Source organism: Paenibacillus amylolyticus, from assembly GCF_050990605.1.
Classification (GTDB): domain Bacteria; phylum Bacillota; class Bacilli; order Paenibacillales; family Paenibacillaceae; genus Paenibacillus; species Paenibacillus amylolyticus_H.
Genome location: NZ_CP158832.1, coordinates 4,266,801 through 4,279,827, shown reverse-complemented (window position 1 = coordinate 4,279,827; position 13,027 = coordinate 4,266,801). Strand labels below are relative to the sequence as shown.

The window sequence follows — 13,027 nt, the reverse complement described above, 5'->3', positions numbered from 1 at the left end:
ATAATCGGGGGCTTGCCCCTGTGCATCTGCGGAAAGCTGCAATCCTGCGATCCTTTCGGTGAAAAATAGTCAAATAACCAAGTACCCTTACATAAAATGAAGTATAAAATAGGGTAAGCCGATTGAGTAGAAGCGATTGAAGACGAGGGCCGGAGTTGATCCGGTACAGATGGAGGGAGTGCCGTGAATAAGAGTTATGAAGTTGAATATTGCAATCTGGAGCTGCGGTTCAACCGTCGGCATATCCAAAATTTGATCAGAGACCTTATTCGTGAGGGATATTCACTATATTGGAGCGAGGACGAATCCTTTTTTATCCTGTCAGTCCGGACCGGCCGCAAGCTGGTAAAGCTCCGCTTTCAACAGACACGCACGGGGAACTACAAAATGACTGGGGATTATATCATTAAGGATGCAAAACTTGCAGAGTGGCTGGAGAAACTGATTGGAGATACACGTGGGCATGCGGTTGTGAAGCGGTTCAAGGATCAGCAGATGACCGTGGAGAACATTTTATTCGGTGAAGTCATTCGGCTCGTGGAAGTGTCGGGGTTCAAACAACGTGTGATATTTCAAAAGGAACCTGCGCCGACGGCGGAAGAGATGGAAGAAATGTTTCTCTCGCGTGAAGGCGAGGAAAGGCTCATGTTATTGCGTATGGAAGTGGACGATGAACTGGAACGCCTCTACACAGCCATGCAGATGGATAATATAGAAAAAGCTAATGCTTGCCGTGAAGTCTTAAAACAGTTGTCAGGACATCTGTTAATGTTGGAAGGATGACAAGATAAGGCCGTATTTATGAAAATACGATGAACACCTCAGCGGATTGGGGTGTTTTCTCGTTGCGTAGCTGTGCCACGGGGTTCACTTCTATACATAAAACCGTTAAAATGGGAATATTGTTGAGAATTTATTTCAATAAAATTAATTGGAGCAAAGGATGGAGGACCAGATGACAAAACAACAAATTGGCGTAATTGGCCTGGCTGTCATGGGCAAAAATTTGGCCCTTAACATTGAAAGCAAAGGTTTCTCAGTATCGGTATATAACCGTTCCCCGGAGAAAACCAATGATCTTCTAAAAGAGGCTGAAGGTAAAAACCTGACAGGCTCATTCTCCATTGAAGAGTTCGTAGCATCCCTGGAATCCCCGCGCAAAATTTTGATCATGGTACAAGCCGGCAAAGCGACCGATGCTACCATTGAACAATTGCTTCCTCACCTGGATGAGGGCGACATCATCATTGATGGAGGGAACGCATACTTCCCTGACACGCAACGTCGCAGCAAAGAGTTGGAAGACAAAGGCATTCGCTTCATCGGTACAGGTGTATCCGGTGGTGAAGAAGGCGCACTGAAAGGCCCTTCCATTATGCCGGGTGGACAGGAAAGTGCTTATAAACTGGTTGAACCGATCCTGACGGCGATCTCGGCCAAAGTCGGTGACGATCCATGTTGTACATATATTGGACCTGATGGTGCCGGACACTATGTGAAAATGGTGCACAACGGTATCGAGTACGGAGATATGCAGTTGATTGGTGAAGCTTATCACTTGCTCAAATCCGTATTGAACGTTTCCGTGGAAGAGCTTCATGCGATCTTTACGGAATGGAATCAAGGAGAGCTGGACAGTTACCTGATCGAAATCACAGCAGATATCTTCTCTAAATACGATCCGGAAACAGGCAAACCAATGGTTGACGTCATTCTGGACGCGGCTGGACAAAAAGGAACAGGTAAATGGACAAGCCAAAGCGCGCTGGATCTCGGCGTTCCATTGTCCATGATCACGGAATCCGTATTCTCCCGTTTCCTGTCTGCGATGAAGGACGAGCGTGTAGCAGCTAGCAAAATCCTGAGTGGACCAGCGACTGAAGCGTTCTCCGGCGACAAAAAAGCGTTCATCGAGAGCGTTCGTAAAGCGCTCTTCGCAAGTAAAATCGTATCTTACGCACAAGGATTTGCCCAAATGCGTGCAGCTTCCGATGAGTATGGCTGGGATCTGAAATACGGCAACATTGCCATGATCTTCCGCGGTGGCTGCATCATCCGTTCGCAGTTCCTGCAAAACATCAAGGAAGCTTATGATAAGGACGCAGCTCTGAAAAACCTGCTTTTGGATCCTTACTTCCAAAACATCGTTGAGTCTTATCAAGGCGCATGGCGTGAAGTTGTAGCGGCTGCTGTAAAACAAGGTGTTCCGGTACCTGGTTTCTCCAGCGCACTGTCTTACTACGACAGCTACCGTACAGAGCGTTTGCCAGCAAACTTGCTGCAAGCACAACGTGACTACTTCGGTGCTCACACGTTCAAACGTGTGGACAAAGAAGGCAGCTTCCACCACAACTGGATGGAGTAGTACCCGCTATACGAATCGATGAGATTTGGGTAAAGCGCCTTATAGTGGCAGATTGGGCCTGCTAAGAGGCTTAAAAGAGGTTTGGCGTTCCGGAGATTGCCGGTTAACGTCAGGCCTCTTTTTGGTCTTTCCCCGTCCGCAGGGCTGTGTTATGATAGGACAAAAGTGCTCACGAATTGCTTGAATTAAAGGAGTGTACACCTTGAGCAAGTCTAACAATATTATTCTCATCGGCATGATGGGAACCGGCAAATCAACCGTTGCTGACATGCTTGCACGCGAGCTTGGTTATCGATTGATTGATGTGGACGCCGCGGTGGAAAAAGAGGAAGGCTGTACGATTCCGGAACTGTTCACTGGCAAGGGAGAGACGTATTTCCGTGATGCCGAGAGCCGCATGTTATGCTCGGTGCTGGAGAAGAAGTCACAGGTCATAGCGACCGGAGGTGGTGTGGTGCTGCGTTCGGATAATTGTGACGTGATGTTGAACAATGGTTGGGTTGTTGCCTTGACTGCTGATCCGGCAGTGATTGTAGAGCGTGTCAGTGGCTGTGACAATCGTCCACTTCTCGCAGGCAATGCAGAGGAACGCATTCAGGCAATTATGGAAGAACGGAAAGACGCATACCGGTTCGCACATTATACGGTGGATACAACGGAGTTATCCGCTGCTGAAGTGACTCGTTTAATTTTAGCGCATTACCGCGTCTAAGCTTGTTATCATAGAAGTTGATGGTTAATAGGTGGCGGCAGATATAACAAAACGGGCCATGTAGGCCCGTTTCTGGAGTGGAGCAGAGCAGAAGTCACAAGATTACAAATGACTTCGCTTCTCTCCGAGTTTCTCTAGTCTTCCTGTTGCCACTGAAGCATACCGCCGACCATGTTTGTACAGCCTTCATATCCCAGTTGCTGCAGATATTCACATGCACGTTCACTGCGGTAACCGCTACGACAGATGATCACAATCTCGCCTGACTTCTCAATCTCAGACAGTCGGTCCGGAATCTGTCCAAGCGGGATATGTTTGGCTCCTTCGATCATGCCTTGCGCGACTTCATCGTCCTCACGGACGTCTATCATCTGCAGCTTCTCTCCCGCCTGTAAACGGCGGCGCAGCTCAGACGTTTCAATTTCAGCTATTTGTGTCATATTCAGGTCCTCTTTTCTGTATGGACTTAACACTATAATGATACCCAAGCGATGCACGGAATGTCAATTTGGCCACAATATAATCAATGAAGGAGAATTTCATCCATGGACGTTATTGTTAAACCAACCCCCACTCTGAACGGGGAAATCGGGGCTCTGTCCTCCAAAAACTACACTACTCGCTATTTGCTGGCTGCTGCGCTGGCAGAAGGCACAAGTACCATCCATTTCCCGGCACACAGTGAAGACAGTGACGCCATGCGCAGATGTATTCGCGATCTGGGGGCAGTGCTTGAAGAAGACGACAGCAAGATTGTGATCCAGGGCTTTGGCAGTCATCCCCGTGATGTGCGTGAATTGAATGTTGGGAATGCGGGTGCTGTACTTCGTTTCCTGATGGGCGTTACAGCGCTCTGCCCTGAAGTTACATTTGTGAATACGTACCCGGATTCGCTGGGCAAACGCCCCCATGATGACCTGATCGATGCGCTTGGTCAATTGGGTGTAGATGTACAGCACGAACAAGGACGCTTGCCGATTACAATCAAAGGTGGCAATGCCAAGGGTGGACACATTCGTGTATCCGGCTCCGTCAGCTCCCAATATCTGAGTGCATTGCTGTTTGTTACGCCTTTGCTCGCAGAAGACAGCACCATCGAAGTGCTGAATGACCTGAAGTCGAAGGTGGTTATCGGACAGACGCTGGAAGTGCTGGAGCAGGCAGGTATCGTTATCCATGCAAGTGATGATTACATGTCCTTCCGTGTACCAGGTGGACAGGCTTACCAACCGACGACCTACACGGTTCAAGGGGATTACCCGGGCTCGGCAGCCGTTCTTGCCGCAGCAGCGGTTACACAGTCTGATGTGAAAATTTTGCGCCTGATGGAGCAGAGCAAACAGGGTGAACGTGCCATCGTTGACGTGCTGCGCATGATGGAAGTACCATTGACACATGAGAACGATGTTGTACATGTTCAAGGTAATGGCAAACTGAAAGCGATCGAATTCGACGGGGATGCCGCGACGGACGCCGTTTTGGCTATGGTAGCGGCAGCTGTGTTTGCGGAAGGCACGTCACGGTTCTATAATGTAGAGAACCTGCGTTACAAGGAATGTGACCGAATCACCGATTACTTAAACGAACTGCGGAAGGCAGGAGCAAACGTTGAAGAGCGTCAAGCCGAGATTATCGTACACGGACGTCCAGAAGGCGTTGAAGGCGGCGTTGAAATTAACGCTCACTACGATCATCGCGTAATTATGGCGCTTACAGTCGTTGGTCTGCGTTCCAAGGAGCCACTTCGTATTCGGGATGCACACCATGTAGCCAAGTCTTATCCGCAATATTTCGATCATTTGCAGGCGCTTGGTGCCTCGGTTCAATGGGTAAAAGAGTAAAACAACTGAAACCTGTCTTTTGACCACGCACTTTAATCAGAAAAGGATGGTGCTTGAACATGGAATTTAGCAACCCTACTCGTGAAGAAATTGGACAACTTTTGCGCAAGGCAGGCAACATCGCAGTTGTCGGTTTATCAGACAAATCGGATCGCACCTCCTATATGGTGGCCGAAGCCATGCAGAGCAGAGGATATCGCATCATCCCGGTTAATCCACAGGTACAAGGTGAGATCCTTGGAGAGACGGTATATGCCACACTCGCGGATATTCCAGAGCCGGTAGACATTGTCAATGTGTTTCGTCGCGAAGAGTTCTGCGCGGATGTCGCTCGTGACGCCGCTGCCATCAAAGCAAATGTGCTGTGGCTGCAGCTTGGCATCCATAGTGATGAAGCGGTCCAGATTGCTGCAGAGAACGGCATGACAGCGGTAACGAATCGTTGTATCAAGGTAGAGGATTCCATCGTTTTGCGCGGCGCTGGACGCGGCTGAGAGGCTCGTTCACCTGTGATCGGATGATCTCCTGATCTGACCCAATTGAATGAACACAGGATGAATCCCGTTAACTTGAAGTTGACGGGATTTTTTCTGTTCTATTTTTGCCGTATTCATTACCAATTGGTTACTGTTTTGCTTTGACAAAACGTTGCGTAAAGCTTACCATCTAGGATAGAAAGGAGAGGTCGCCATGAATTGGCTCGGATCCTTGCAGCAGCTCGGACGAGCGGTAATGCTGCCTACAATGGTCCTGCCTGCCGCCGCAATTTTGCTCAGTGTTGGCAGTCTGCCTTGGGACGCCTGGGGATTGGATATTGTCGGTGAAGTGTCTACCGTGGCCGGACACGGTATTTTTTATTTCTTACCGTATTTGTTCGCTGTCGGTGTAGCACTGGGACTCTCCAACCAGGCCGGACAAGCGGGACTTGCTGCACTAGCTGGTATCGTGATATATGATCAGGTGACTCGGAACTTCGGGGATGGCACCGTTCAGCCCGCTTCCTTAATCGGAATCATACTCGGCGCGCTTGCCGGTGGGATGCATAATCGGTTTAAAAGCATTAAACTGCCTGAAATTTTACAATTTTTTGGAGGTTCAAGGTTTGTTTTGCTCATCGTCGGACTCTGTTCGGCATTGTTCTCCTGTTTTATGTTATGGCTCGCTCCAATCCTGCAGCATGGATTGAACGGCATTGCTACTTGGGAATACAGTCTCGGGGGTTTTGGACTGTTCATTTACGGGGTGTTATACAGGGTACTGGTCGCTTTCGGGCTTCATCATCTGCTTAACAATGTGTTTTGGTTCCAGTTAGGGACTTTTGAAACGCCTGGTGGTAACATTGTGCAAGGGGATTTGCCCCGATTTTTTGCAGGTGATCCAACAGCAGGATTCTTTATGGCGGGTTTGTTTCCCATCATGATGTTTGCCATTCCGGCAATAGCCTTTGCGATTATTCAGGAAGCCAGGGAAGATCTGAAACCGAAAATCAAGAAAACTTTTCTGACATCGGCACTCGTTTGTTTTCTAACCGGGGTATCGGAACAGATTGAGTTTGCTTTTTTGTTCGCGGCACCTTATCTGTTCATCGTGCATGCAGTGATGTCCGGCGTTGCCATGTGGATTAGTTACTGGCTTGATATCCGGCATGGATTTTCTTACTCCGCAGGTATTATTGATTACATACTCAATTTCCATCTATCGGAGAATGCTTGGAAACTCATTCCGATTGGCATACTATATGGGCTGGTTTACTACTTCCTGTTCCGATGGGCGATTCGTACGTTTAAGATTCCAACACCAGGACGTGAAGAGGGCTCCATGCTGGAAGATTGGGTAGGTAACATTCCTTATCAGGCACCTTTAATCCTCGAAGCATTGGGCGGGAAGAGTAATATTGTACAGGTTGAAGCATGTATTACACGTCTTCGTCTGACTGTGCATGATGACCGTCTGATTGACACGGGTGCCATGAAGAGTATGGGGTCCGCTGGACTGATCAAGCTGGGTGGGGGTAACGTACAGGTGGTATTCGGTACCTACTCGGAATTGATTCGGGAAGAAATCGCGAAGTTGCTGGAAAGAGATCTGCAACAGGTTCTGTTCTGTGCTCCCGTTCAGGGCAAAATGCTACCGATTGAAGAGGTACCGGATCAGATCTTTGCAGCCAAGCTTGTTGGGGATGGGGTAGCCTTTGTTCCGGAAAAAGGAGAGCTGGTCTCACCCGTGTACGGAACGATTATGCACTTGTACCCGACCATGCATGCCTTGGGCATTTCTACCCGTGAGGGACTTGAGGTGTTACTGCATATCGGTATTGATACCTCTCAGTTGAAAGGCCATTTTGAAGCTTTTGTTCAGGAGGGCGATACGGTGGAGCCAGGGCAGTTGTTGATCAAGTTTGATCTGGCAGTACTCCGCGAGCAAGCGGCGTCACTGACAACACCAATGGTCATTACGAATCCGGATCGTGTAAAATCATGGAGTTTTGCTCCATTTAAGCAAGTTAAGAAAGGTCAGGCATCCGTTATGTCCGTGGTGCTCTATGACAGGAACGTTGGAGGGGTAGAATGAAGATACAAGGCATCAACGGAGCTGCAGGCATAGCCATCGGCAAAGCATTTGTCCTGCCCAGTTGGGAATGGGATCTGCCGGATCAGAAGATGGATTCGGTGGATCTCGCCCAAGAGTTCGAACGGCTGTATGAGGGCATACGGACATCAAAGGATGAGATCGAATATATCAAAAATGAGTTCAAGGAAGTTGTTGGTCCCGAGGAGTCCAGTATCTTTGATGCACATCTGGCAATCCTGGAAGATCCGGTATTCATGAACGAAATTCGAGGCATTATCGAACGTCAGTACAAGGCGGCAGAAGTGGCGGTCAAAGAAGCCATTGATCACTTTGTCACGATGTTTGACTTGCTGGAAGACGAGTATATGAAGGAGCGGGCCATTGACATCAAGGATGTGGGTAACCGTCTGCTCAAGCATTTGCTTGGCGCACCGGAGATTACACTTCCTTCGGATACCCAGCCGTATGTACTCGTTGCCAAAGAACTGTCGCCATCTCAACTGGCACATCTGAATCCGACTCATGTGCTAGGCATTGTGACCTTGATTGGCGGGAAAACTTCACACTCTGCAATTATGGCTCGTGCACTCGGCATTCCTCTCGTTTCCGGTCTGGAAGCGAGTCTTGGCATGCCGGTAGAGACAGGGGATATGCTTGTGGTGGATGGTGACAATGGCTTGGTATTTACGGACCCGGATCGTAAGACGATTGAACGGTATACCATGCTTCACAGCAAGCAACTTAAGAAAAAGGAACAACTTCAAGTCCTTGCTACCGTGGATGCCGTAACCAAAGATGGGGCTGTATTACACCTTGCTTCCAATATCAGTTCCGTGAAGGAACTGGACATGGCTTTGAAACATGGAGCGAAGGGCGTAGGCTTGTTCCGAACAGAGTTCCTGTATATGGACCGGGCTACTTTCCCGGGTGAGCAGGAGCAGTATGAGGTATACCGCCTTGTGGCAGAGAAAACAGCAGGCCAATCCGTTGTCATTCGTACACTGGATATCGGGGGTGACAAGCAACTCGATTATTTTGAATTGCCTGAGGAAGACAATCCGTTTCTGGGGTACCGTGCCATTCGGATTAGTCTGGACCGCAAGGATCTGTTCAAAACACAGCTTACAGCCATTCTGCGTGCCAGCGCTGCCGGAAATGTAAAAATCATGTATCCAATGATCTCTTCGGTGGAAGAGCTTCAGCAGGCCAATGAGATTCTTCGTGAGGCGATGTCCGATCTGGACGAGCGGGGACTGTCATACGACCCTCACATTCAGGTGGGGATTATGATTGAAGTTCCTGCAGCGGTGATGATTGCTGATCTGCTCGCAGAGGAAGCTGATTTCTTCAGTATTGGTACGAACGACCTGGTTCAATATGTACTGGCAGTAGATCGAATGAATGAGCAGATCGCTCATATGTATCACCCCTATCATCCGGCTGTTCTGCGGATGCTTCGTGCGACAGCAGATGCGGCTCATACGGCCGGAATTGATGTCAGTGTGTGCGGAGAGATGGCAGGGGACGAACGTGCCATTCCGCTTTGGTTGGAGCTTGGCATTCGCCACTTGAGTATGTCTCCACAATCCCTGTTACGTGTGAAGCACAGAGTGCTGAACACAACAGCATCGGCAGCCAAAGAAGAAGCGCGAAAGTGCTTCGCCCTGCGGACCAGCGGAGATATTGAGGAGCGACTGCAAGTCTTTAATGACTCCACGGGAAGTCCGGATGAACAAAGTGGTTCGAACGCATCGTAATTAGGTAAACTGGATATAATTACCTTTAAGTTAATATATTTACATTTGTGATAATTACTTATTGGAATACTTGTTATATGAAATAACCCCACTGTGCATGAGAGCACAATGGGGTTATTTTTACTTGTCAGCGAGTGCATCACAGAATGCCTTGCCATAAGGTGGAAGGTCAGGTGGACGACGTGCTGAGATGATATGTCCATCAACAACAACGGCTTCATCTTTCCAGATGGCACCTGCGTTTTCCATGTCATCCCGAATACCTGGTGTAGAAGTTACTGTAACCCCGTCCAGAATTTTGGCAGAAATCAGCACCCAGCCCGCATGACAGATCTGTCCAATCGGTTTCCGGTCTGCATTCATTTCTTTTACAAGCTCCAGTACTTTGGGATAACGCCGCAGCTTGTCTGGCGCCCAGCCGCCTGGCACGAGAATACCATCGTAATCTGAACTGCACAGTTCATCGAAACTGTATTCGGCTTCAGCAGGCACACCGTATTTGCCAATATAGGTTTTTCCTTTTTTCTCTCCAGCAAGATGCACTTCTGCACCTTCTTCACGAACCCGATGTACAGGGTACCACAATTCTAAATCCTCGAATTCTTCATCGACCAGAGCGATGACTTTTTTACCGGTTAATCTCATGTCCATCTCTCCTTTTTGCAGTGATTAGGTCTGTTGCGTCTTTAATTGTAACAGATTCTCCAAGGGACTTCATGGAAGTGCATATTCAGTTTTGAGGAAGCGATTACAAGTCAGTAACTGCCTGCATTCGACAACCTGCATCTGGAGGGAGTGGTAATTTGTGCAACCTTTCGTTTATAGCAGGATTTGGGCCGAAATAGGTCGAATGGTACTTATATAGAGTTATAGAACGAATGAGGTGATGGTGGTGCGCAAGTCGTGCAGATGTGGACATGTAATGGAGTTGGAATTAAGAACAGTGGTATACGCCAAAAAAGTGGAGATTCGAAACGTACCCGTATTTGCGTGTACAGACTGTGTATCCTACGAAGTGCTTCCGCCGGTCAAGCCGGACTTAACAGAATGCATAAACACATTGGGTGAACAGCCCGTGAAGCAAGACGTATCTTTTGGTGAACGTAATGAACTGGCAGACCTGTTTCATGAGCTACTGCTGGCCTGGCCGGATGCGACCGATCGGGAGATGGAATATCGAATGCAACAAGCGGTGGAGGAGCGTATTAATCTGCTGCTGGACATTATGGGTTATGCAACGAAGTCTGGTGATGCAGCGTGGATTGAGACCACGGAACGCAGATTAAGTCAATTATCCGGATTTGTGTGGCAGGAGTACTTCTCAAATGCTGTCTAATTTTGACGTGTAAAATGCTTGTTTTCATGAAAATTGGCTTTTTCGCGCACTTTTTGTTAAGATATCGAAGAGTGAAAACGCTCAACATAGCGGTATTCCTGGTAAAGGGGGATGTATATCTAATGGCTGACATGACTAAAATGACAAGTATTGAACAGCTAAACTCCGCAGTGGAGGCTACCAAGGATCAACCCTTGCTTCTGTTTAAGCATAGCACTCGCTGTCCGATCAGCTCGAACGCTTATCAGGAGATGAACGATTATTTGCTTAACAATGCCAATGAACAAGTGAAATATGGCATCATCTATGTTGTGGAAGATCGCCCGGTATCCAATGAAGCAGCAGACATGCTGGGTGTTAAGCACGAATCTCCACAGGCGATCCTGATCAAAAAGGGAATTCCTGTATGGCATACTTCCCATTCAGATATTACTAGAACCACACTTACGAATGTTTTGAGTGAGTCCTAAAGCCTATTTTAATTGATTAATGCAAAAATTTGTCGTAATATAAATCTTAATGAAAATGGTATGAAAATTTACTGGTAATGGAGAGAAGTACTGTGACGGTAACCATTTATGATGTGGCACGTGAAGCTGGAGTGTCTATGGCAACGGTATCACGGGTAGTTAATAATAACCCTAATGTCAAACCGCAAACGCGGAAAAAAGTATATGAAGCCATCGAACGGTTGGGATATCGTCCGAATGCGGTAGCCAGAGGTCTGGCAAGCAAGAAGACAACCACGGTCGGGGTCGTTATTCCAGATATTTCGAACTCAACCTTCGCGGAGATTGCCCGCGGAATTGAAGATATTGCGAATATGTATCACTACAATATTATTTTGTGTAATGCAGACAAGAAGAAAGAAAAGGAAATTCGTGTTATTAACACCTTGCTCGAAAAACAAGTAGACGGACTGCTCTTCATGGGTGGAACAGTAACAGACGAGCACATTCAGGCATTCCAGTCTGCAGCTGTGCCGATCGTACTTTGTGCAACGAGTGATGAGAAGGGCACATTCCCTTCGGTGGATATTGACCATGAGGCGGCTGCGTTTGATGCGGTTAACACCCTGATTCGTCATGGACACAAGGAAATTGCGATGATCAGTGGTACACTGCAAGATCCAGCGAATGGATATGCCCGTTTCCAGGGTTACAAGAAAGCACTTGAAGCAGCAGGCATGGAATACCAGGAGGATCTGGTGCGTATCGGTAACTATCGTTATGAATCCGGTGTGGAAGCGATGAAATATTTCCTCGGATTGAAGAAGAAGCCGTCAGCAATCTTTGCTGCAACAGATGAAATGGCGATTGGTGCCATTCACAGCATTCAGGATGAAGGATTGAAAGTTCCGGATGATTTCTCCATTATTAGTGTGGATAACATCCGTATGGCTTCCATGGTGCGTCCTCAGTTGACGACAGTGGCTCAGCCCATGTACGACCTTGGCGCAGTAGCGATGCGTTTGCTGACGAAGCTGATGAAGAAGGAAAATGTGGAGAACCCACGGGTTATTTTGCCGCATGAAACGATTCTTCGTCTGTCTGTAAGTCACGCAGATGTAGTTTAATTGGAATTATTACAGGAAAGGGAGAAGTCATTATTCTCTCTACATAGTGGATATGCAAAAGCAAAAGCTCCGGAGACGGAGCTTTTGTGCTGAATGAGGTTAAAAGTGAAAATAGGGGGTATCGGAAGATGCGTGAAACGATTGGCATTATCGGAGCAATGGATGAGGAAGTAGAGCTTTTGCTGGCAGGTATGAAGCAGCTTGAGACGGTCAAACAAACCGGGATTACATACGTTGCCGGCGAGTGGCTGGGCAAGCAAATTGTCGTGTGCAAATCCGGCGTAGGTAAAGTAAATGCAGCGGTTACGACGCAGATCTTGATTGATCGTTTTCAGGTTAATCGCATTATCTTTACAGGTGTTGCCGGTGCAGTTAACCCGGAGCTGAACATTGGAGATATGGTTATATCGTCTGTATGTGTTCAGCATGACATGGATGTAACGCCACTGGGATTCGAACGCGGGGTTATTCCTTACCAGGAGACATCTGCGTTCCCTGCGGAGGCTTCGCTTATTACACTGGCTGAAGAAGCGTGTAAAGCGATGGGAGCCAATTACCTGATCGGTAAAGTGTTGTCTGGAGACCAGTTTATTGCGAATAAAGATACGGTTAACATGTTATATACCGAAATGGACGGTGCGTGTGCTGAGATGGAAGGGGCAGCAGTTGCTCAGGTCTGTTACATGAACCGTGTACCATTTGTGGTCCTGCGTGGGATGTCAGATAAAGCGGATGGTTCGGCGCATGTTAACTTTGCTGAATTCACCGTGGAATCTTCGCAGCGTTCACATCGCATTGTGGAGCATATGTTAGAAAATATGTAATTGTATAGGCTTGAACAGTAAAGCGATTCATTATGAATGAAAAAC

13 protein-coding genes are annotated in these 13,027 nt (G+C 47.8%); 11 read left to right on the top strand and 2 right to left on the bottom strand.

Annotated features, from left to right (window positions below):
* The first annotated feature begins 183 nt into the window (after positions 1–183).
* From ABTV53_RS19010 to ABTV53_RS19000, 3 genes are all read left to right on the top strand, one after another.
* Positions 184–783 carry a hypothetical protein gene (locus ABTV53_RS19010; protein WP_076211433.1) on the top strand — a complete coding sequence of 200 codons (600 nt, stop codon included), beginning with the start codon at positions 184–186 and terminating at the stop codon, positions 781–783.
* A 172-nt stretch (positions 784–955) separates the two neighbouring features.
* Positions 956–2,365: an NADP-dependent phosphogluconate dehydrogenase gene (gene gndA / locus ABTV53_RS19005; protein ID WP_124116071.1), complete on the top strand. Its 1,410-nt coding sequence runs from the start codon at positions 956–958 to the stop codon at positions 2,363–2,365.
* Between the two features lie 202 nt (positions 2,366–2,567).
* Entirely contained in the window at positions 2,568–3,077 is a 510-nt protein-coding gene (locus ABTV53_RS19000) for a shikimate kinase (RefSeq protein WP_433745283.1), read from the top strand.
* A gap of 134 nt (positions 3,078–3,211) precedes the next feature.
* On the opposite strand, the gene ABTV53_RS18995 is transcribed toward ABTV53_RS19000, so the two are convergent.
* Positions 3,212–3,517: a rhodanese-like domain-containing protein gene (locus tag ABTV53_RS18995; protein WP_017687407.1), complete on the bottom strand. Its 306-nt coding sequence runs from the start codon at positions 3,515–3,517 to the stop codon at positions 3,212–3,214.
* A gap of 105 nt (positions 3,518–3,622) precedes the next feature.
* Here ABTV53_RS18995 and aroA point away from each other — a divergent pair, with 105 nt between their 5' ends.
* The 4 genes from aroA (at position 3,623) to ptsP (ending at position 9,246) form a co-directional block, all read left to right on the top strand.
* Positions 3,623–4,918, top strand: coding sequence for a 3-phosphoshikimate 1-carboxyvinyltransferase (gene aroA / locus ABTV53_RS18990; protein ID WP_433745280.1), 1,296 nt, complete (start codon positions 3,623–3,625; stop codon positions 4,916–4,918).
* Positions 4,919–4,977: 59 nt separating this feature from the next.
* A complete protein-coding gene (locus tag ABTV53_RS18985; protein WP_433745277.1) occupies positions 4,978–5,412 on the top strand; it encodes a CoA-binding protein in 435 nt (144 codons plus the stop codon).
* A 196-nt stretch (positions 5,413–5,608) separates the two neighbouring features.
* Positions 5,609–7,489, top strand: a complete 1,881-nt coding sequence (locus ABTV53_RS18980; RefSeq protein WP_433745274.1) for a glucose PTS transporter subunit IIA — start codon at positions 5,609–5,611, stop codon at positions 7,487–7,489.
* Complete coding sequence (gene ptsP / locus ABTV53_RS18975) at positions 7,486–9,246, top strand: phosphoenolpyruvate--protein phosphotransferase (RefSeq protein WP_433745271.1); 1,761 nt, start codon at positions 7,486–7,488, stop codon at positions 9,244–9,246. The genes ABTV53_RS18980 and ptsP overlap by 4 nt, the downstream gene beginning before the upstream one ends.
* A gap of 120 nt (positions 9,247–9,366) precedes the next feature.
* Here the strand turns inward: ptsP and ABTV53_RS18970 are convergent, their stop codons facing one another.
* Positions 9,367–9,891: a type 1 glutamine amidotransferase domain-containing protein gene (locus ABTV53_RS18970; protein ID WP_433745268.1), complete on the bottom strand. Its 525-nt coding sequence runs from the start codon at positions 9,889–9,891 to the stop codon at positions 9,367–9,369.
* A 277-nt stretch (positions 9,892–10,168) separates the two neighbouring features.
* On the opposite strand from ABTV53_RS18970, the gene ABTV53_RS18965 reads away from it, so the two are divergent.
* From ABTV53_RS18965 to ABTV53_RS18950, 4 genes are all read left to right on the top strand, one after another.
* On the top strand, positions 10,169–10,582 hold the full coding sequence (locus tag ABTV53_RS18965) for a hypothetical protein (RefSeq protein ID WP_017687413.1): 414 nt from the start codon (positions 10,169–10,171) through the stop codon (positions 10,580–10,582).
* Between the two features lie 122 nt (positions 10,583–10,704).
* The gene (gene ytxJ / locus ABTV53_RS18960) at positions 10,705–11,052 is read left to right on the top strand and encodes a bacillithiol system redox-active protein YtxJ (protein WP_433745265.1); all 348 of its coding nucleotides are present in this window, start codon (positions 10,705–10,707) and stop codon (positions 11,050–11,052) included.
* A gap of 92 nt (positions 11,053–11,144) precedes the next feature.
* Positions 11,145–12,158, top strand: a complete 1,014-nt coding sequence (gene ccpA, locus ABTV53_RS18955; RefSeq protein ID WP_062835383.1) for a catabolite control protein A — start codon at positions 11,145–11,147, stop codon at positions 12,156–12,158.
* A 128-nt stretch (positions 12,159–12,286) separates the two neighbouring features.
* The gene (locus ABTV53_RS18950; protein WP_433745262.1) at positions 12,287–12,982 is read left to right on the top strand and encodes a 5'-methylthioadenosine/adenosylhomocysteine nucleosidase; all 696 of its coding nucleotides are present in this window, start codon (positions 12,287–12,289) and stop codon (positions 12,980–12,982) included.
* Positions 12,983–13,027 lie beyond the last annotated feature (45 nt).